The 18,679-nt window shown below is 73.0% G+C and carries 15 protein-coding genes; 5 read left to right on the forward strand and 10 right to left on the reverse strand.

The window, feature by feature from the left end; translation table 11 throughout:
• The first annotated feature begins 418 nt into the window (after nt 1-418).
• Together ACZ7MF_RS35695 and ptsP are read left to right on the forward strand one after the other, a co-directional pair.
• Nucleotides 419-868 carry a PTS sugar transporter subunit IIA gene (locus ACZ7MF_RS35695; RefSeq protein WP_115741075.1) on the forward strand — a complete coding sequence of 150 codons (450 nt, stop codon included), beginning with the start codon at nt 419-421 and terminating at the stop codon, nt 866-868.
• 86 nt (nt 869-954) lie between these two features.
• A complete protein-coding gene (gene ptsP / locus ACZ7MF_RS35700) occupies nt 955-2,625 on the forward strand; it encodes a phosphoenolpyruvate--protein phosphotransferase (protein WP_471482347.1) in 1,671 nt (556 codons plus the stop codon).
• Nucleotides 2,626-2,697: 72 nt separating this feature from the next.
• Here the strand turns inward: ptsP and ACZ7MF_RS35705 are convergent, their stop codons facing one another.
• Complete coding sequence (locus ACZ7MF_RS35705) at nt 2,698-3,600, reverse strand: hypothetical protein (protein WP_471482348.1); 903 nt, start codon at nt 3,598-3,600, stop codon at nt 2,698-2,700.
• Nucleotides 3,601-3,721: 121 nt separating this feature from the next.
• Nucleotides 3,722-5,698 (reverse strand): acetoacetate--CoA ligase, encoded by a 1,977-nt coding sequence (locus tag ACZ7MF_RS35710; protein ID WP_471482349.1) that lies wholly within the window; start codon nt 5,696-5,698, stop codon nt 3,722-3,724.
• A 213-nt stretch (nt 5,699-5,911) separates the two neighbouring features.
• Here ACZ7MF_RS35710 and ACZ7MF_RS35715 point away from each other — a divergent pair, with 213 nt between their 5' ends.
• Nucleotides 5,912-8,290 (forward strand): glycoside hydrolase family 31 protein, encoded by a 2,379-nt coding sequence (locus tag ACZ7MF_RS35715; protein WP_471482350.1) that lies wholly within the window; start codon nt 5,912-5,914, stop codon nt 8,288-8,290.
• Here the strand turns inward: ACZ7MF_RS35715 and ACZ7MF_RS35720 are convergent.
• Nucleotides 8,281-8,817: an NUDIX domain-containing protein gene (locus ACZ7MF_RS35720; RefSeq protein WP_471482351.1), complete on the reverse strand. Its 537-nt coding sequence runs from the start codon at nt 8,815-8,817 to the stop codon at nt 8,281-8,283. The two genes, ACZ7MF_RS35715 and ACZ7MF_RS35720, sit on opposite strands and share 10 nt — an antisense overlap.
• A gap of 47 nt (nt 8,818-8,864) precedes the next feature.
• Nucleotides 8,865-9,689, reverse strand: coding sequence for a M15 family metallopeptidase (locus ACZ7MF_RS35725; protein WP_471482352.1), 825 nt, complete (start codon nt 9,687-9,689; stop codon nt 8,865-8,867).
• A gap of 149 nt (nt 9,690-9,838) precedes the next feature.
• On the opposite strand from ACZ7MF_RS35725, the gene ACZ7MF_RS35730 reads away from it, so the two are divergent.
• Nucleotides 9,839-11,464 carry an EAL domain-containing protein gene (locus ACZ7MF_RS35730; RefSeq protein ID WP_471482353.1) on the forward strand — a complete coding sequence of 542 codons (1,626 nt, stop codon included), beginning with the start codon at nt 9,839-9,841 and terminating at the stop codon, nt 11,462-11,464.
• 282 nt (nt 11,465-11,746) lie between these two features.
• On the opposite strand, the gene ACZ7MF_RS35735 is transcribed toward ACZ7MF_RS35730, so the two are convergent.
• The 4 genes from ACZ7MF_RS35735 to ACZ7MF_RS35750 are packed head-to-tail and all read right to left on the reverse strand — an operon-like array spanning nt 11,747 to nt 16,034.
• Nucleotides 11,747-12,352 carry a GTP-binding protein gene (locus tag ACZ7MF_RS35735; protein WP_471482354.1) on the reverse strand — a complete coding sequence of 202 codons (606 nt, stop codon included), beginning with the start codon at nt 12,350-12,352 and terminating at the stop codon, nt 11,747-11,749.
• Nucleotides 12,353-12,401: 49 nt separating this feature from the next.
• Entirely contained in the window at nt 12,402-12,797 is a 396-nt protein-coding gene (locus tag ACZ7MF_RS35740) for a DUF742 domain-containing protein (protein ID WP_356866606.1), read from the reverse strand.
• Nucleotides 12,798-12,807: 10 nt separating this feature from the next.
• Entirely contained in the window at nt 12,808-13,242 is a 435-nt protein-coding gene (locus tag ACZ7MF_RS35745; RefSeq protein WP_052837959.1) for a roadblock/LC7 domain-containing protein, read from the reverse strand.
• Nucleotides 13,239-16,034 (reverse strand): nitrate- and nitrite sensing domain-containing protein, encoded by a 2,796-nt coding sequence (locus tag ACZ7MF_RS35750; protein WP_471482355.1) that lies wholly within the window; start codon nt 16,032-16,034, stop codon nt 13,239-13,241. The genes ACZ7MF_RS35745 and ACZ7MF_RS35750 overlap by 4 nt, the downstream gene beginning before the upstream one ends.
• A 425-nt stretch (nt 16,035-16,459) precedes the next feature.
• On the opposite strand from ACZ7MF_RS35750, the gene ACZ7MF_RS35755 reads away from it, so the two are divergent.
• Nucleotides 16,460-16,936 carry a hypothetical protein gene (locus tag ACZ7MF_RS35755; RefSeq protein ID WP_471482356.1) on the forward strand — a complete coding sequence of 159 codons (477 nt, stop codon included), beginning with the start codon at nt 16,460-16,462 and terminating at the stop codon, nt 16,934-16,936.
• Nucleotides 16,937-16,976: 40 nt separating this feature from the next.
• Here ACZ7MF_RS35755 and ACZ7MF_RS35760 read toward each other — a convergent pair whose 3' ends face one another.
• Nucleotides 16,977-18,215, reverse strand: coding sequence for an NAD(P)/FAD-dependent oxidoreductase (locus ACZ7MF_RS35760; RefSeq protein ID WP_471482357.1), 1,239 nt, complete (start codon nt 18,213-18,215; stop codon nt 16,977-16,979).
• Nucleotides 18,212-18,538 (reverse strand): bifunctional 3-phenylpropionate/cinnamic acid dioxygenase ferredoxin subunit, encoded by a 327-nt coding sequence (locus ACZ7MF_RS35765; RefSeq protein ID WP_356866614.1) that lies wholly within the window; start codon nt 18,536-18,538, stop codon nt 18,212-18,214. The genes ACZ7MF_RS35760 and ACZ7MF_RS35765 overlap by 4 nt, the downstream gene beginning before the upstream one ends.
• Nucleotides 18,539-18,679 lie beyond the last annotated feature (141 nt).

An 18,679-nucleotide genomic window follows, 5' to 3' on the forward strand; every position in this document is an offset into this window, starting at 1 on the left:
CTGGCGTTGACTTTTGGCACGCTGTTGAGTTCTCAAGGAACGGACGCTTCCTTTGTACTCACCCTCTCGGGCTTTCCTCCGGGCGCTTCCCTTCGATGTTTCCAACACTATCAGGCTTTCCTGCTGCTCTTGACCACCGTCCTGCGGGCATGCAGAAGGCGATCCAGCGATAGGATCTGACAAGTTGGATGCTGCCGAGGCGAGGACACCTTGCTACGCATCACTCAACCCCAAGCAGGAGTAACGACTGTACACGGAGTCGCGGAACGGGTGCAAATCCGTGAGGAGTGTGGTCTAGACCTCTAATCGGAACACTCATGCGGAACCGGTACTTCCTATGACATACCCTGCTGCTCAGTGTGCCGTCCGGGACAAGGCAGTGACGGCCCGTACAGATCCCCGCCCTGGGAGGCTTCCCATGACCACCGTCTCGTCCCCGCTCGCAGGACGCGCCATCGGACTGGCCGCCGTGCCCGATCCCGTCTTCTCCGGGGCCATGGTCGGCCCGGGCACCGCCATCGACCCCGTGCGGGAGCCCTCCGAGGCAGTCGCTCCGGTGGACGGCGTCATCGTTTCCCTGCACCCCCACGCCTTCGTCGTCGTCGACGAGAGCGGGCACGGCGTGCTGACCCATCTCGGCATCGACACCGTGCAGCTCAACGGTGAGGGCTTCGAACTCCTCGTGAACAAGGGCGACACCGTCGTGCGGGGTCAGGGCGTGGTGCGCTGGGACCCGGCCGCGGTCGAGGCCGCGGGCAAGTCGCCGATCTGCCCGATCGTGGCCCTGGAGGCCACCGCCGAGGCGCTCACGGACCTCCGTGAGGACGGCGACGTGAAGGCCGGCGAGAGTCTCTTCCTCTGGAAGTGACGTCGATGCCGTCGCACGGCGGTATCGACTGCTGGTAGGACAACCACCGCGGCGGCGGGACCCGCCGCACTATCGGGACGGGTGAGATGGAGACAACGCTGCGAGGCGTCGGTGTGAGCCACGGTGTGGCGATCGGCGAGGTTCGGCACATGGGGACGGCGGTTCTGGAACCGCCGGCGAAGCAGATTCCGGCCGAGGACGCGGAGCGTGAGCAGGGGCGCGCCCGCAAGGCGGTGGAAGCTGTGGCGGCCGATCTGATGGCGCGCGGCAACCTGGCCGGGGGTGAGGCGCAGGCCGTGCTCGAGGCGCAGGCCATGATGGCGCAGGACCCCGAGCTGATGGCCGACGTCGAGCGGCGGATCACCGTCGGGAGCACGGCCGAGCGTGCCGTGTACGACGCCTTCGCCGCCTACCGGGCCCTGCTCGCAGGGGCCGGCGAGTACCTGGCCGGCCGCGTGGCTGACCTCGACGACGTGCGGAATCGTATCGTCGCCCGTCTGCTCGGGGTCCCGATGCCGGGCGTTCCGGACAGCGACGAGCCGTACGTCCTCATCGCGCGGGATCTGGCGCCTGCGGACACCGCGCTGCTCGACCCGACGCTCGTTCTGGGCTTCGTCACCGAGGAGGGCGGGCCGACCAGCCACAGCGCGATTCTCGCGCGGGCGCTCGGTGTGCCCGCCGTGGTGGCCCTGCCGGGCGCCGGCGAGATTCCCGAGGGCACCGTCGTGGCGGTGGACGGAAGCACCGGTGAGATCTTCGTGAATCCCGCCGAGGAGAAGAAGGCACGGCTGGCGGCCGAGGCCGCCGAGCGCAAGGCGGCGCTGGCCGCCGCGACGGGTCCGGGGGCGACCTCGGACGGTCACAAGGTGCCGCTGCTGGCGAACATCGGTGGTCCCGCCGACGTGCCCGCGGCGGTCGAGGCCGGCGCGGAGGGTGTCGGCCTGTTCCGGACCGAGTTCCTCTTCCTCGACGACAGCGCGAACGCTCCGTCGGAGGAGAAGCAGATCACCGCCTACCGCCAGGTGCTGGAAGCGTTCCCGGAGGGCCGGGTCGTCGTGCGGGTGCTGGACGCCGGTGCCGACAAGCCGCTGGACTTCCTCACCCCGGGTGACGAGCCGAACCCCGCGCTCGGCGTGCGTGGTCTGCGGACGCTGCTCGACCACCCGGACGTGCTGCGGACGCAGCTGACGGCGCTGGCGAAGGCGGCCGAAGGGCTGCCGGTCTATCTCGAGGTCATGGCACCGATGGTGGCGGACCGGGCGGACGCCAAGGCGTTCGCGGACGCCTGCCGCGAGGCCGGGCTGCGGGCGAAGTTCGGCGCGATGGTGGAGATCCCGTCGGCCGCGCTGCGGGCCCGCTCGGTACTGCAGGAGGTGGAGTTCCTGTCGCTGGGGACGAACGACCTCGCGCAGTACACCTTCGCCGCCGACCGTCAGGTGGGCGCGGTGTCGCGGCTGCAGGACCCGTGGCAGCCGGCGCTGCTCGACCTGGTCGCGTTGTCGGCCGAGGCGGCGAAGGCCGAGGGCAAGAGCTGCGGTGTCTGCGGCGAGGCTGCGTCGGATCCGCTGCTGGCGTGTGTGCTGACCGGTCTCGGTGTCACCTCCCTGTCCATGGGTGCGGCGTCGCTGCCGTACGTGCGCGCGACGCTGGCGAAGTTCACGCTGGCGCAGTGCGAGCGTGCCGCGGCCGCCGCCCGGGCTGCGGAGAGCGCCGAGGAGGCGCGGAACGCCGCGCAGGCGGTGCTGTCCGGCGAATAGGGCCGGGTGCGGCCTGCCGCTCGGGCCACGGTGCGGGGCGTTCCACCTTCGGGTGGGGCGCCCCGCCCGCGTTCAGTGGTGGTGTCCCGGTGGGAGGCGGTCGTCTCCGAGGTCGGGCGGTGCGCAGTAGTCGACGTTGGATTCCGGGGAGATGAGGTCGCCGGACTCGACGTCGGTGCAGTAGGCGTCGAAGACCTGTGCGGCGGTGAGGGGTTCGAGGCCGTATCCCCGCAGGCTCCAGCCGTGGATGCGGTCGGGGCCGCCCGGGGCGCTGATCCGCATGACGAGTCCGCCGGGGCTGTGCGTCGCGAGGCCGAGCGCGAGGACGCTGGTGAACTCCAGGGCCTCGGCCTCGTCGATGTGCGGGGTGCCGTCGGTCTCCTCGTCGACGAGGAGGACGGAGACGAGGGTCTCCTCCGGATGGCCCGAGACGCTGCAGACCAGGTGCCGGCTGCCCGGTGGTGCCGTGGCGAGGACGCGACGCAGGAGGCCGGTGGCCCGGGTGAAGGCGGCGCGGCCGAGGTCCTCCCCGCAGGTGGCGCAGTTGCCGAGGCGGGCGAGGAGGGTCGACGTGTACTCCCAGGTGGCCTGGCGGACGGCTTCGTCGACGAGGGCCGGGAGCAGGTCGGTGAGGGGCTGGCCCTCGTAGGGCACGGTGGGGCCGTGGGCGGCAAGTTCGGCGGTGAACCGGGCGCGGCTGGTGGAGGCGTCGGCGTCGAGGCCCGCCGCCGTGCAGAAGTCCGCGTACTCCTCAGGGTCGAAGAGCGCGACCGTGGTGTGGGTGCCCTGGGCCGCGCGGGTCCTGAGCAGGGATTCCACCTGGCGGAGGTAGGCGGTGTGGTCGTGGAAGGTGAAGCTGCGGTAGCGCCGCATGGTGCGGAAGTCGTGTTCGTCGGTGAGCAGGCCGATGGTGCCCGCGATTTCGCGGCGCAGGACGCGTCGCATGGTCTGGTCGGTCTGGTCGGTGTGCGCCATGTTTCCCCCTGTGCACGGTCGATCAATGCTCACTCACAGTAATCGGCGGCACTGACAACGGGGCCGGGCGGGCGCGGGGAGCCGACCGTCGCCCGGGGCGGCCGGCTCGTCGGCGTGCTGGTCAGGAGCGTTTGCGGGCGAGGTCCTCGTAGAAGTGGAGCAGGTCGAGGTTGTCGATGGAGCCGGGGTTGACGGCCTTGTCGAGCGGGGTGCCCTGGAGGAGGCGTTTGACCGGGACCTCGATGCGTTTGCCGGTGAGGGTGTGCGGGATGCCGGGCACCTCGATGACCTCGTCGGGGACGTGGCGCGGGGAGAGGTTGGCGCGGATGGTCCGCTTGATGCGGTCGAGGAGGGCGTAGTCGAGGGCGGCGCCGGGGGCCAGGTGCACGAAGAGGGGCATCCAGTAGCCGCCGTCGGGCTGTTCGATGCCGATGACGAGGGATTCCCTGATCTCGGGGAGTCGCTCCACGGCCTCGTAGATGTCGGCCGAGCCCATGCGGACCCCCTGCCGGTTGAGAGTGGAGTCGGAGCGGCCGTGGATGACGACGGAGCCGCGGGAGGTGAGGGTGATCCAGTCGCCGTGCCGCCAGACGCCGGGGTAGGTGTCGAAGTAGCTGTCGTGGTAGCGGCTGCCGTCGGGGTCGTTCCAGAAGCGGATCGGCATCGAGGGCATGGGGTTGGTGACGACCAGTTCGCCGACCTCGTCGGTGAGGGCGTTGCCGCTCGGGTCCCAGGACTGGAGGTCGGTGCCGAGGCCGGGGGCCTGGAGTTCGCCGATGTGGACCGGGAGGGTGGGGACAGCGCCCGCGAAACAGGAGCAGACGTCGGTGCCGCCGCTGACGGAGGCGATCCACAGGTCGGCGCCGCCGGCGGCGAACTCGTCGTGCAGCCAGCGGAAGCCGTCGGGCGGGAGCGGGGAGCCGGTGGTGGCGACGCACTGGATCGCGGAGAGGTCCAGGTCGCGGGCCGGGTGGACGTCGGCCTTGCGGCAGGCCATGACGTAGGCGGCGGAGGTGCCGAAGAGGGTGGCGCCGGTGCGTTCCGCGATGCGCCACTGGGCGTCGGTGGCGGGGAAGCCGGGGCTGCCGTCGTAGAGGACGATCGTGGTGCCGGTGAGCAGGCCGGAGACGAGGAAGTTCCACATCATCCAGCCGGTCGAGGTGTACCAGAAGAAGCGGTCCTCGGGGCCGAGGTCGCAGTGCAGGCCGAGTTGTTTGAGGTGCTCGACCAGGATGCCGCCCTGGGACTGGACGATGGCCTTGGGCAGTCCGGTGGTGCCGGAGGAGTAGAGCACCCACAGGGGGTGGTCGAAGGGCACCTGCTCGAAGACCGGTTCCGTGTCCGCGGCGGTAAGGGTCTCCCAGTCCAGCGCGCCGTCGGGGGCCTCGGTGCCGAGGAGCGGGATGTGGACCACTGCGCGAAGGGTGGGCAGCTCCCGGCGGAGTTCGGCGACGGTGTCGCGGCGGTCGTGTTCCTTGCCGCCGTAGCGGTAGCCGTCGACGGTGAACAGGACGACGGGTTCGACCTGCTGGAAGCGGTCGAGGACGCTGCGGGCGCCGAAGTCGGGGGCGCAGGAGGTCCAGACGCCGCCCACGGCGGCCGTGGCGAGGAGGGCGACGACGGCCTGCGGGACGTTGGGGAGGTAGCCGCTGACGCGGTCGCCCGGGCGTACGCCGAGGGCGCGCAGTTCGGCGGCCAGGGAGGCGACCTGGCGGCGCAGCTCGGCCCAGGTGACGGGGGTCGGCTCGTGGGTCTCGTCGACGTGCAGGAGGGCGGGTTCGTCCGGGCGGGTGCCGGCCGCGCGCAGGGCGTGTTCGGCGTAGTTCAGCGTGGCGCCGGGGAACCACTGGGCGCCGGGCATGGTCCGGTCGCCGAGGACGCGCGCGTAGGGAGTGGAGAAGCGGACGTCGAACCACTCCGTGACGGCTTTCCAGAAGGTGTCCAGCTCGTCGACGGACCAGCGGTGCAGGGCTGCGTATCCGCCCTCGGCGGGGGCCCCGTGGTGCTCGGCCGCCCAGGTCTGGAACCTGGTGATGCGTGCCCGGGCGATGCGTTGCGCGTCTGGCTGCCAGAGCGGCTGTGGGTTCTCGGTCGACATGGGGCGGCTCCCGGACTGTGCGCGTCGTGTGCGTCCTCCGCGCACGGGCTGGGGTGTGCGCGTGACGCGGCTGACAGGGACGATGCCATGTGATCGACTTCCGCACCAGGGCGCGCCCCACATAGTCGGTGACATGAAGATGTGGTCCGGTCACGGGTGAACGGCAGTTGAACGACGTCTCCGGGCGCGGCGGTCGATGGCAGGGTGAGCAGCATGGACGGTCGTGACCTGGTGCGTTCGATGAAGACGGTCGGTTCCGTGGGGGTGGCGCAGGGGTTGCGTACGGTACGGGCGGCGTGGCGCAGGCGGCGTGCCGATGCGGCCGGGCTGCCGCCGCGGGGTGCGGAGCGGGCGCGGGTGCCGGGTCCGCTGCGGGAGGTGGAGCCGGGGCCCGGGGGCGGTGTCCTGCGGTTCGGCCGCTCGGAGCTGCGCGTTCTCGTGGCGGTGAACGGAGCCGTGTTCTGGGGGTGGGACGGGGCCGGTCCCGAGCCTTCGTACGCGCTGGCGGGCCGCTGTCCCGAGCCGGATCCGCGGGCGGTGCTGGAGCCGGACAAGGACGGCGGTTGGCGGGTGGTGGCGGAGCGCGCCACGGTGGCCGTGTCCCGGCACGGCGCGGTCGAGGTGCGTACGCCCGGGGGTGTGGTGCTGCGCCGTGAGCTGCCGCCCCGCTGGTGGGAGCCGGCGGGCGGCGGTCCCGCGCGCTGGACGCAGCGGTCGGAGGTGGCGGCCGACGCCCGGTTCTTCGGGCTCGGCGGGCGGTCCGCGGGGCCCCGGCTGCGCGATGGCACGTACCGGCTGTGGAACACCGGTCCCGGCCTGCCCTTCGCCGCCGCCGAGGACGCGTCGTCCGTCACGATGCCGGTGCAGCTGGTGGTGGCGGACGCCGGGACGCACCTGGTCTTCCACGACAGCACGTGGGACGGCACGGTGGCGTTGCGGGAGGGTGAGGAGGGGGCCGGGTCGGGGCACGACCGGCCGGGGCGGAGCGTGCTGCGGATGGACGGCGGTCCGCTGCGGTGCTGGGTGACGGTGGGCACCCCCGCGCGCGTGCTGCTGGCCTGGGCGTCGCTGACCGGGGCGCCCGTGCTGCCGCCGGCGTGGGCGCTGGGCCATCATCACGCGTTGTGGGGTTCCGGCGACGAGCAGGATCTTAGGCGGGTCGTGGCCGGCCACCAGGAGCGGGATCTGCCCCTGGACGCGGTGCATCTGGGCGTCGGACACGGCACGGCCCGGCAGGTGTTCACCGTCGACGAGGAGCGGTTCCCGAAGCTGCCCGTACTCGCCGAGGAGCTGCGCAGGGAGGGGGTCCGGCTGGTGTCGGCCGTGGAGCCGGCGGTCCGGGCCGCGCCCGGCAACCTCGTGTACGACGGCGGTGGCCGCGGGGACGTGTTCGTACGGGATGCGGCTGGGACGGTCGTCCGGGGTGTGGGGCGTCCGGGGGAGGTGGTCTTCCCGGACTTCACCCACGCGCGCGTGCGCGAGTGGTGGGGCGGGCTCTACGAGGAGCGGCTCGGGCAGGGGTTCGCCGGGTTCTGGCACGACCTGGACGAGCCCACCTCGTTCGCCGCGTTCGGGGAGTCGACGCTGCCGCGGTCGGCCCGGCATGCGCTGGAGGGCCGGGGCGGTGATCACAGGGAGGCGCACAACGTCTACGCGTTGTGCATGGCGCGGGCCGGTTACGAGGGGCTGCGGGCGCTGGCGCCCGACGAGCGGCCGTTCGTCCTCTCCCGTTCCGGGTGGGCCGGCCTGCAACGCTACGGCGGCGTCTGGTCCGGGGCCGCGGCCACGGGGTGGCCGGGGCTGCGGGCGTCCCTGGCGCGGGTGCTGGGGCTCGGGCTGTGCGGGGTGCCGTTCTCGGGGCCGGATGTGAGCGGCTCCGAGGGCGATCCTTCGCCGGAGCTGTATCTGCGGTGGTTGCAGCTGGCCGCGTACCTGCCGCTGTTCCGCACCCGTGCCGGGACGCGGGCGGGGCGCCGGGAGCCGTGGGAGTTCGGGACCGAGGTGCTGGAGCACGCGCGCGTGGCGCTCGTCGAGCGGCGGCGGCTGCTGCCGTACTTCGTGACGCTCGCGCACCTGGCCCGGCGTACGGGTGCTCCTTGTGTGCGTCCCCTGTGGTGGTCGACGCCGGAGGACCGGGCGTTGCGGGACTGTGAGGACGCGTTTCTGCTGGGCGACTGTCTGCTGGTGGCCCCGGTGCTCGGTGCCGGGGCGGACCGGCGTGCGGTGCGGTTGCCACGGGGCCGCTGGTACGACGTGGTGACAGAGCGGGCGTACGACGGACCGGCGCAGGTGCTGGTGGACGCGCCTGCGGCGCGGATTCCGGTGTTCGCGCGCGCGGGAGCGGTGATTCCGGTGCGGGGAGCGGACGGCGGGCCGGAGCTCGAGGTGTGGGCGCCCGCGCGGGGGCGGACCGGCGGTGGGCTGGTCGTGCCGGACGCGGGCGACGGCTGGGTGGAACCGGAGATCGAACGGTACGTGGCCCGCTGGGAGGGGCAGCGGGTCGTCGTGGAGCGGGAGGGCGAGGACGGGCTGAGCGCGCCGTCCTGCCCGGTCCGCGTCCGGGGGCTCGCTCAGCGCCCGGCTCAGATGTAGCGGCCCTCGAAGAAGGCGCGTACGGCCCTGGTGTGCAGCGGGAAGGCGAGCTCTTCCGACCTGCGCAGGAGGTGCCATCCCTCGGTCTCGTCCGTGGCGGCGGAGGGCGGCAGACCCTCGGCCGGCCGCTCGGGCAGCAGCCCGAAGAGCAGCAGGTGGCCGTCGGGCGAGCTCATGGCGTCGGCGAGCCGTACGTCGCGGCTCGCCGCGTCGATGCCGGTCTCCTCTTTGAGCTCGCGTACGACGGCCTGCCGCCAGTCCTCCCGGTCGTCGACGTAGCCGCCGGGCAGGGCGACGCCCCCGCGCGCGGGGGTCACGGTGCGGGTGATGACGACCAGGGCGGTGCCCTGCGTGTCGTACACGGGCTGGAGGGCCACCGCGACCGGCAGCGGATTGCGGTAGGCCACGGTGCCGCACCCGGGGCAGGTGCGGGGCCGGCCGGAGACGCCCTCTCCGTAGGGCGATCCGCAGCTCGAACAGTGGGAGCCGGGCGCGGAGTTGGGAACGGAGGTTTGAGTTTCGGACACCCGGCGGACGGTATCCGATTACGGAGGGGACGGCTCCGGCAGGCCGGTCAGCGGCGGCCGGAGAGCGACTTCGCGGAGACCGGGAAGTCGAAGTAGGTGTCCGGGTAGGGCTCGGGCCGGTAGGTGAAGTGCCACCATTCCTCGGGGAGGTTCACCAGGCCGACGTCCTCCAGGGTGTTCTTGAGCAGCAGCCGGTTGGCGCGCTGGACGCCTTCGATGCGGGGGTCGAGGGTGTGCGAGCGGGTGTCGAAGCAGTCGTAGCCGGTGCCCATGTCGACGGAGTTGTCGGGGAAGCGCTCGTCCTTCGGGGCGAAGCAGGGCACCAGGGGCTGTCCGGGGTGGTACGGGCGGGTGGGCTTGGCCGGGAGCCGCACGAGGGTGAGGTCCATGGTGGAGCCGCGGCTGTGGCCGGACTTCTCGGCGATGTAGCCGTCGGCGAAGAGGCGGGTCTTGTCGACCTCCGGGTAGAACTCGGCCTTCATGTCCTGGTCGTCGAGGTCTTCGGCCCAGCGCACGAAGTGGTCGACGGCGCGCTGGGGCCGGTAGCAGTCGTAGACCTTGAGGGAGTAGCCCTGCCGCAGCAGCCGGGTCTGGGCGAGGTGGAGGGCTTCGGCCGCGGGGCGGGTGAGGATGCACAGGGGCTGCCGGTAGCCGTCGACGCGCTCCCCAACGAAGTTGTGCGCGGTGACGTAGCGCATCTCCTCGATGATCGTCGGGTCGACGGCGCGCAGGGCCACGAAGTCCTCGGGGGCCCTCGGCTCGTGCCGTGCCTGCGCGGTGGCGGGGGCGGACGCGGCGGGGAGGGCGGTGACGGCGAGCAGGGCGGCGAAGGTGGTGGCCAGACCGCGGAGGGCGGCGGAGAGTCGTGTCATGTCCCCTGCATTTATCAGGCTGGGACTCCGGGAGGGAAGTGGGCGGCACCGCGACTCGCCGGACACACGCTGCGTGAGCGCACCGGAATCCTGCGTGAACGTCGCGTGAACCGGGCCCGGGTGGGAGCCTGCCGCGCCATCCTGCTCCCGTGCGCTCCTGGACGGACACTCTCCGCTTCGCCTTCCAACCGGTGGTCAACCTGATGACCGGCGGGGTCGCGGCGCTGGAGATACTGGCCCGGCCGGAGAGCGGCGACGTGCTCGCCGAGGCACGGCGCGATCCCGAACTCGACGGCCTGCTGGCGGTGTCGGCGCTGCGTGCGGCCGTGCGCCGGGAGACTCTGCTGCCGCTGCACGTCAACGTGTTCGCGGGCACGCTCGCCGACCTCGGTGGTCTGCGGCCCCTGCACGACGCCGTGCGCGAGGCGGGTCGGCTGCCGTGGGAGGTGACGCTGGACGTGTGCCCGCCGTACACGCATGTGCCGCGGCGGGCCCTGCTCGACGCGGTGGGCGTGTTGCGGGGGCAGGGGTTCCGGATCTCGGCGGACGGGGTCGGTGACGGGGACGCGCCGTTGCGGCTGCTGGCGGACCTGGCGCCGGAGCTGGTGAAGCTCGACGCGTCGCTGCTGGCGCGGCCGGCGGCCGTGCGGGCGATGCGGGTGCTGTGCGACGAGTCGGGGGCGCTGCTGGCCGTCGAGGGCGTGGAGACGGAGGCGCAGTGCGCCGTCGCGCGGTCGGCGGGTGCGCAGTTGGCGCAGGGCGAGCTGTTCGCACCGCCCGCGCGGCTGCCCGCGGCGGACGTCTACGTTCCGCCCGGCTCCCCCGGCCTCGTGCCGGCGCCTCGGCCGGGGCCGTCGGTACGGCAGTTCGTGCGCCCGGCCGCGCTGTTGCCAGCGACGGCCTCGGCGGGGCGGGTGCGGGCGCTGCTGACCGGGTCGCCGGACGTGTCCGGGGTGCTGCTCGTGGACCGGGACGGGGTTCCGGTGCGCTCGGTGCACCGCTCCCGCTTCCTGCTGTCGATGTCGGGGCGCTACGGGCACGCCCTGTACGCCGACCGGCCCGCCGCGAAGCTCGGCGACCCGCCGCGGACGGTGGGCGTCGACGCGACGGCGTGGGAGGTGCTGGACGTGGTGGCCGTCGGTGGTCCGAGCCGTACGTCGGACGACGTGGCCGTGGTGGACGCGCGCGGTCGGTGTGTCGGCGTCGTTCGGCTCTCGGACCTGGTGCGGGCGCTGGCGGAGAGCCGGGTGGAGGAGGCGGCGGGGCTCAATCCGCTGACGCGGCTGCCCGGTTCGGAGGCGATCACGGACGAGGTGGACCGGCGGATCGCGGCCGGGCGGGCGTTCGCGCTGAGCTGGCTCGACGTGGACCACTTCAAGCAGGTCAACGACGGGGCCGGGTTCGCCGCGGGCGACGAGCTGATCCGGTCCGTCGGGCGGACGCTGCTGCGGACGGCCGGCGGGGAGACCCGCGTGGGGCACATCGGCGGTGACGACTTCCTGGTGCTCTGCGACCCGGAGGTGCTGGATCCGCTGGCTGCCGCCGTGCTGGACGTGTCGTGGTCGGCCGGCGGGCGGCCCGTCACGCTGTCCCTGGCGACGGTCCTGTGCGCGCCGGGCAGCGTGCCCGACCACCGGCGGGCGGCGGCCCGCCTGGCGCCGCTGAAGAAGGCCGCGAAGGCGTTGGGCGGGGCGAGTTGGGTGCTGGGCAGGGCGGAGGCACCGGGCCACGAGGTCCGGCGCGGCACGGTCCGGACGACGGCACCGGCCGGCTGAGCGCCTGTCGGCTCGGCACCACCGACGTGGAGACGCCGGTGCCCCGACCGCGAGCGCCACGACCGCCGCGGGGCGGTGGAGCGCGGGACGACGGAGGAGGGCCGGCCGCACGGACGAGCGAGACGTACGGCGGTCCGGCCGGCGGGACCTCAGGTCGGCACGGCCCGACGGGGACCTCAGGTCGGCACGGCCCGACGGGGACCTCAGGTCGGCACGCCCGGCGGGGACCTCAGCTCGGGACGGACCGACGGCGACCTCAGGTCGGCACGCCCGGCGGGGACCTCAGGTCGGGACGGCCCGGCGGCGGTCTGCCGCCTGGGTCATCGCGTGCTGGACGACGCCGATGAGGACCTCCTTGACGGACTCCCGGTCCCGGGCGTCGCACATCACCAGGGGTACGTCCTCGTCGAGGTCGAGGGCCTGGCGGACGGTGTCGCCGGGGTAGCGCGCCGATCCCTCGAAGCAGTTGACGCCCACGACGAACGGGATGGAGCGCCGCTCGAAGTAGTCGACGGCGGCGAAGCAGTCCTCCAGGCGCCGGGTGTCGGCCAGCACGACGGCGCCCAGCGCGCCCTCGGACAGCTCGTCCCACATGAACCAGAACCGCTCCTGGCCGGGCGTGCCGAAGAGGTAGAGCACCAGGTCCTCGCGCAGGGTGATCCGCCCGAAGTCCATGGCCACCGTGGTGGTGTGCTTGCCCTCCACGCCGCTGATGTCGTCGACGGGCCGCCCGGCCTCGGTGAGCAGCTCCTCGGTGCGCAGCGGCCTGATCTCGCTGACCGCGCCGACGAGGGTGGTCTTGCCCACGCCGAACCCGCCGGCCACCAGGATCTTGAGCGTGACGGGCTCGACCGGCGGCTTGCCGCGCTGGGAACGCCCGAAGATCATCGGTCTCTTCTCCTTAACCTGCCGCCGCCCGACGGGCCCGGGGGCCGGCTCACAGTGCCCTCAACCCGTTGATCACGTCGCGCAGAATGTTCTCGTCCGGCAGTTCGGCCGGGGGCACGGGCCGGTTGACGTGGACCAGTTCGATGTCCACGAGGTCGCCGACCAGGACCCGCACGACCCCGATGGGGAGGTCGAGTCCGGCGGCGAGTTCGGCGACCGACTGCGGGGCGTCGCGGCACAGGCCGACGATGTCCACGTGCTCCGGGGAGAGGGTGACGTCCGCCTCCGGATCGTCCGCGTGCGGTTCCACGACGACCACCGCGATCAGGTCGAGGCGGTGCTGCGCCGCGCTGCTGGTGCGGCCGCGCGTCATGGCGTACGGACGGACGACGGGACCGGCCTCGTCGTCGAACCAGTGGTTTCTTCCCTGACCGTCTGCGCTCATGTCATCCCACTTACCCGCCCGAGGGCAGATCGGTGCGCGGCGCGGTGCCCAGGTGCACGCCGACCCGCTTGACGAGCAGGGTCATCTCGTAGGCGACCTGGCCGACGTCCGAGTCGGCGTCGGACAGGACGGCCAGGCAGCTCCCGTCGCCTGCGGCGGTGACGAAGAGGAAGGCTTCGTCGAGTTCGACGACGGTCTGCCGGACGCTGCCCGCCTCGAAGTGCCGGCCCACGCCCTTGGCGAGGCTGTGGAATCCGGACGCCACGGCGGCCAGGTGCTCGCTGTCCTCCCTGGTCAGGTCCTTGGACACGCCCGTGGCCAGGCCGTCGCCGGACAGGACGACGGCCTTGCGGATGCTCGCGACACGGTCCACCAGGTCGTCGAGGAGCCAGTTCAGCTCGCCGGACTTGGTCGCGGTGTGGCCGGTCGCCTTCGGTGCGGTCATCGACCGTCCCCCTTTGTCGTTCCTCGTGGTGCTGATGGTGCTGTGCCGCCGGGTGGGTCGTCACCCGTGGCGTTCTCCCTGCGGCCGCGCTGCCAGCCGCGCTGGAGCGAGGCCATGCGGCTGCGTACCTCGTCGGCGTCACGGTCGGCGGGGTCGGAGCGGTCTTCGGCGGCCGGTTCGGGGCTCTGCCTGAGCTGGGGGGCCAGACTGGCCTGCCGGACGCGTCGGGGCAGTGCCCCCGCCTCGGCGCCCGCGGGCGGAGCGTCCTCGCGCGCGGCGGGCACGCCGCCACCTCGCTCGGTGGTGGAGCCCTCGGTGCGGTCGGTGCCGGGGTCTCCGGTGCGGTCGCTGGCGCGATCTCCGCGTCGGCGGGCGGGCAGGGCGGGCAGCTCGTCCGCACGGGTGCGGGACGCGGTCGGGGGCTCCGCCCCGTCCGGGCCGGCCGCGGGCGGCTGGTCGGCGCTGTTCCGGGCGCCGCGTTCGGTGACGGGGCGTCCGTGCGAGCTGACCAGCTTGGGAGTGCGGCGGCGGGGCAGCGCCACCGGTGCGTCCGCCTCGGTCCCGTCCTCGGCCGTCGCCTCGTCACCGTGACGGGACTCGGAGCGTCGCGGTCCCGGGCGGCGGGCCACCTGGTCGTCGTCGGCCGCGACCAGGGAGCGGCGCGGACGGAACAGGCCGCCGCGTTCGCTGTCCTGGTCGTCGAGCGCGCCCGGGAGGTCGTCGAGGGCGTCCAGGTCGACGGGCGCCTCCAGCTCGACGGGGCCGTCCAGCAGCGCGGCCGGACGCTCCGGGAGCCGTGCGGGCACGTGGGAGAGGGCGGCACGGCGGCCCTCCTCCCGCTCCTTGTCCTTGACGTGCTGGGGTCGGTCGAGGCGGAAGCCGACGCCGTTGGTGTCCGGGGCGTCGTCGGTGAGCAGCGCGTCGGGGACGAAGACGACCGCGGTGGTGCCGCCGTACGGGGAGGGCTGCAGGGAGACCCGGACGTTCTGCCGCTGGGCGAGCCGGCTGACGACGAACAGGCCGAGCCGGTCGGTGTCGGACAGCTCGAACTCGGGTGTCTCGGCCAGCCGGAGGTTGGCGTCGAGGAGGGCGTCGGCGGCCATGCCGAGGCCGCGGTCGTGGATCTCCAGGGTGAAGCCGTTGGCGACGCGTTCGCCGAGGACCTGCACCGCGGTGTGCGGCGGCGAGAACACCGTGGCGTTCTCCAGGAGTTCGGCCACCAGGTGGGTGAGGTCGGCGACCGCGGGTCCGGTGACGGCGACGCGCGGCAGCCTGCGGACCTCGATGCGCTCGTAGTCCTCGACCTCGGCGACAGCGGCCCGCACCACGTCCATCAGCTGGACGGGCTTGCGCCACTGCCGGGAGGGTGCGGCGCCGGAGAGGATGACCAGGCCCTCGGCGTGCCGGCGCATGCGGGTGGTCAGGTGGTCCAGGCGGAACAGGTCGGCGAGTTCCTCGGTGTCCTCGGTCCTGCGCTCCATGGTGTCGAGCAGGGTCAGCTGCTTGTGCAGGAGGACCTGGCTGCGGCGCGCGAGGTTGACGAAGACCTCGGAGACGCCCGCGCGGAGTTCGGCCTGCTTGACGGCGGCTTCCACGGCGGCCCGCTGAAGGGTGTTGAGGGCCTGGCCGACCTCGCCCATCTCGTTCCGGTCGTACTCGAGGCGCGGTACCTCGGTCTCGACGTCGACCTCCTCGCCCGCCGACAGGCGGCGCATCACGCTGGGCAGGCGGACACCGGAGGCCTCGTGGGCCTCCAGGCGCAGCTGCTTGAGGTCGCGGATGAGGGAGCGGCCGACGCGGACGGACAGGAAGAGGGAGTACAGCAGGGCGATCAGGCCGAGCGCTCCGGCGACGACGGCCTTGGCGATGGTGCTGGTGGCGACCGGGTCGACGCGGTCCTGGTAGCGGTCGGCGGCGTTGTCGTCGAGGTCGCCGAGTTCCTTCAGGACACTCCCGGCGGCGGTGTCCCAGCTCTTGGCGGTGACTCCGCGCGGCGTGCCGGTGTCGGAGGATACGGCGGCCTGCTCGGCGACCCGGAGGGGGGCGGAGGAGGCGTTCTTCCAGAAGCGCTGGTAGCGGCCGCGTTCGGTGGCGGGCAGCAGCGGCAGGTTGATGTCGTACATCACGGTGCGCTGCGCCACGAGGTCGGAGACCTCCCGTACCTCCGTGCGGCTGAGCCGTCCGGTGACCAGGGCGGAGCCGAGGAGGGCGTCCTCACGGGAGAGCAGTTCGCGGGCGCGGGAGACGTTGACGAGCGCGCGGTACTGCTTGTCGAGGCCCACGTCGTCGACGACGTTGAGGTTGGCGAGCAGGTCGTGGCAGGGGTCGACCAGACGGTTGTAGAGGCCGAGGGCCTGGGCCCGGTCCACGGTGCCGTCCTCGACGCTGCGGCGCAGGGAACCGAGGCCGTCGAAGGCGTCCAGTACCGCGGTGAGCCGTTCGTCCCCGGCCTGGCCGAGGTCGTCCCGTACGCCGGCGTCGGCGGCGTTGCGGCGGATCTCCGCGACGGCCTCGTCGGTGGCGGTGCGGCTGCGCTCCAGTGCGGCCAGTCCGTCGGAGGCGCGGGGGTCGGCGAGGTGGACGAGGGTCTGGCGGCGTTCCTGCTGGAGGACCCGGACGGTGTCCTCGACCGGGTAGCCGATCTCCTCGACGACGGTGGAGACGCTGAACAGCCGTGCCGCCTCGCGGCCCGTCAGTACCGTGGCGAAGGCCCAGATCGCGGTCAGGGACAGCAGCGGCACGAGGAGCAGCGCCACGATCTTCCGGCGGATCGACTTCCCGCGAAAGCGCATGGCCTCCCCCAGCTCGACCCCCACCGGTGGGGGTACTCATGTGCGTCAACAAACGGCGCGAGCCTACTACTGACGCACAGGTAACTCGAAGACCCGTCCGGAGGCCGAACTTCCGCACCCGTGGCGGACGATGGTCAGTTGTCCGGTCATTGCGGGAGATTGCCTCCCGGGATCGGCGGACGGGCGGGAGGCGGTCACGACGGCGTGACGGGCGGATTGGCCGAAATTATTCGACTGCGCGGGATTTTCGGGAATCTTGGGGGCCCGTCGTTCGTCCTTCACTACGGGAAACGGAGGCGGAATCGGCCACAGGAGCCGCATCCCGCCCCTGGGCGGCGTAAAGCAGTGCAAGCCGGGCAGTCAGAGGGGAGACGTGTCCTCGGACACGGACGAGCGGTCTGCCGGCGGTGGGGAGTGACATGTTGATGGGCACGGCGGAGCGACGCGGGGCGCCGGATCGCGACGTTCCGGCGACCGGGCCGGACACTCGGGCGGGCGAGCGGCCGTCGGGGTACCGGCCGTTGTGGAGCGAGGAGCCCGCGCGGCGCCGCAGGATGCCGGATCCGGTGCGTACGGCGGCCGTGCGCGCGGTGCTGGTGGTCGCCGTGACGCTGATACTGGCGATGGTGGCCTTCCTGTGCACGCTGGCGGAGTCCTGGCTGGCGTTCCCGATGGTGCTCGGCAGTGTGGCGGGCACGGTGGTGGCCACCTGGGGCGTGCTGGACGTGTGGGTGACCCGGCAGGTGTGGAATCAGCGGCACGGTGTCGTGTCGGTGCCGAGCAGCACCGCGCGAGCCATGCGCCGCGAGCGTCGCCGGGCGAGGCGGCAGGCGAGGGCCGACGAGCGGGGCCGTGGGCGGATAGGCCGGCGGGGCGGCACGGGGCAGCTGTCGCACCCCTGAGCTGCGGGGCGGCGCCGTCCGGACGGCGGGAGTCACCAAGCTACGCCGGCACCGCCCGGTCGGCCTCGCGCGCAAGTTCGCGCCGCGCCCTCATGAAGGAGCGGGGGCGGTCCACGGCGAGCACGGCGGTGGTCCGGCCGTCACGTTCGTAGTGGGCGAGAAGACCGTCGTCGCCCGGAGCGTCGTCGCTCACCCGGCCCTCGACGACGCGGACGGTGTCGCCCGCCCGTCGTCGGCCGGCGAACTGAAGGCGGGCTCCGTACTGGTCGGACCAGAAGTACGGCACCGACCTCGCGCTCTCCACCGTGCGTCCGGCGAGCAGGTTGGCCACGGCGGCCCGGGGCTGCCGGGTGGCGGAGGTCCAGTGCTCCGCGCGGGTACCGCCGACGCGGGCCACATCACCGACGGCGACCACCTGCGGCAGGGACGTCACACAGCCGTCGTCGCACAGGACGCCGTCGTTCACGACCAGCGGCGAGCCCGCCAGCCAGGCGGTGTTGGGCGTGGCCCCGATGCCGACGATCACCACCTCGGCGGGCAGGGCACGGCCGTCGGTGAGTGCCACCCCGGTGACGGTCCCGCCGCCCCGCAGCGCGCTCACGGAGGCGCCCGTGACCAGCCCGACGCCACCCCGGCGGTGCAGTGCGGCGCACACGGCGGCCATCTCGGGGCCGAGCTGGGGCGCGAGCGGGAGCGCGGCGGCCTCGACGACGGTGACTTCGTGCCCGAGGGCGGCACACGAGGAGGCGGTCTCCGCACCTATGAATCCGGCGCCGACGATCACCACCCGGCGTGGCCCGCGGGTGAGTTCGGCACGCAGAGCACGGGCGTCGTCCAGGGTGCGCAGCGTGTGAACACCGGACAGTCGGCCACCGGACCGTCGAACGCCGGACCGTCGATCGCCGTACGGTGAATCACCTGACCGTCGGCCCCCGGTCAGGCCCCGGGCCGACGCGCCGGTGGCGACGACGACGCCGTCGGTGGAGACGGTGCGTCCGCCGTCGAGCAGGACGGTACGCCCGCGCGCGTCCAGTCCGCGGGCGCGGACGCCGAGCAGCCACTCGGCGTCCAGGTCGGCGGTCTCCTCCGCGTCGGTGAGCGCCAGCCGGTCCTCGTCGGCCCCGCCCGTGAGGTACTCCTTGGAGAGGGGCGGCCGGTCGTAGGGCCGGTGCGGTTCGTCGCCGACGATCACCAGTCGGCCGTCGAAGCCCTGGGCCCGCAGTTCCCGGGCGGCGTACAGGCCGGCCAGCGAGGCGCCGACGACGGTCACGGTTCTCATGCGGCGCTTCCCTCCTCGGCGGCGAGGTGGACGTGGACGACGCCGTCGTCGTCCACGGAGACCCGGTGGGTGCGCACGGGCCTGCGGGCCGGCAGGCAGGTGGGCCGGCCGGTGCGCAGGTCGAACGCGGCGGCGTGCAGCGGGCATTCGACCAGGCAGCCCTCGAGCCAGCCCTCGGACAGGGAGGCGTCCTGGTGGCTGCAGGTGTCGTCGATGGCGTAGAGATCGCCGTCGTCGGTGTGGAAGACGGCGATCGGCGGAGTGGACGCGACGCGGGCGGACTCGCCCTTGGGGAGGTCTTCGAGGCGGCAGACCGGAATCATGGGGGCTCCCCTCTCGGTCCGGAACGCGGGTCCTGTCGGGCCGCGGTACGCGTACCCTTCCGGGATCCGGACGCTTGAGTAACATGATGTTTCACATGGCGCACTGGAGAGCGCTATGCGCAACAGAATCCGGGGCGGGTG

It is taken from the genome of Streptomyces sp. NPDC111628 (genome assembly GCF_055635195.1).

Coding starts and splice junctions, on each gene's coding strand:
- ACZ7MF_RS35695 (WP_115741075.1), top strand. CDS start 419: ATGACCACCGTCTCGTCCCCGCTCGCAGGACGCGCCATCGGACTGGCC.
- ptsP (WP_471482347.1), top strand. CDS start 955: ATGGAGACAACGCTGCGAGGCGTCGGTGTGAGCCACGGTGTGGCGATC.
- ACZ7MF_RS35705 (WP_471482348.1), bottom strand. CDS start 3,600: ATGGCGCACACCGACCAGACCGACCAGACCATGCGACGCGTCCTGCGC.
- ACZ7MF_RS35710 (WP_471482349.1), bottom strand. CDS start 5,698: ATGTCGACCGAGAACCCACAGCCGCTCTGGCAGCCAGACGCGCAACGC.
- ACZ7MF_RS35715 (WP_471482350.1), top strand. CDS start 5,912: ATGGACGGTCGTGACCTGGTGCGTTCGATGAAGACGGTCGGTTCCGTG.
- ACZ7MF_RS35725 (WP_471482352.1), bottom strand. CDS start 9,689: ATGACACGACTCTCCGCCGCCCTCCGCGGTCTGGCCACCACCTTCGCC.
- ACZ7MF_RS35735 (WP_471482354.1), bottom strand. CDS start 12,352: ATGATCTTCGGGCGTTCCCAGCGCGGCAAGCCGCCGGTCGAGCCCGTC.
- ACZ7MF_RS35740 (WP_356866606.1), bottom strand. CDS start 12,797: ATGAGCGCAGACGGTCAGGGAAGAAACCACTGGTTCGACGACGAGGCC.
- ACZ7MF_RS35745 (WP_052837959.1), bottom strand. CDS start 13,242: ATGACCGCACCGAAGGCGACCGGCCACACCGCGACCAAGTCCGGCGAG.
- ACZ7MF_RS35750 (WP_471482355.1), bottom strand. CDS start 16,034: ATGCGCTTTCGCGGGAAGTCGATCCGCCGGAAGATCGTGGCGCTGCTC.
- ACZ7MF_RS35755 (WP_471482356.1), top strand. CDS start 16,460: ATGGGCACGGCGGAGCGACGCGGGGCGCCGGATCGCGACGTTCCGGCG.
- ACZ7MF_RS35760 (WP_471482357.1), bottom strand. CDS start 18,215: ATGAGAACCGTGACCGTCGTCGGCGCCTCGCTGGCCGGCCTGTACGCC.
- ACZ7MF_RS35765 (WP_356866614.1), bottom strand. CDS start 18,538: ATGATTCCGGTCTGCCGCCTCGAAGACCTCCCCAAGGGCGAGTCCGCC.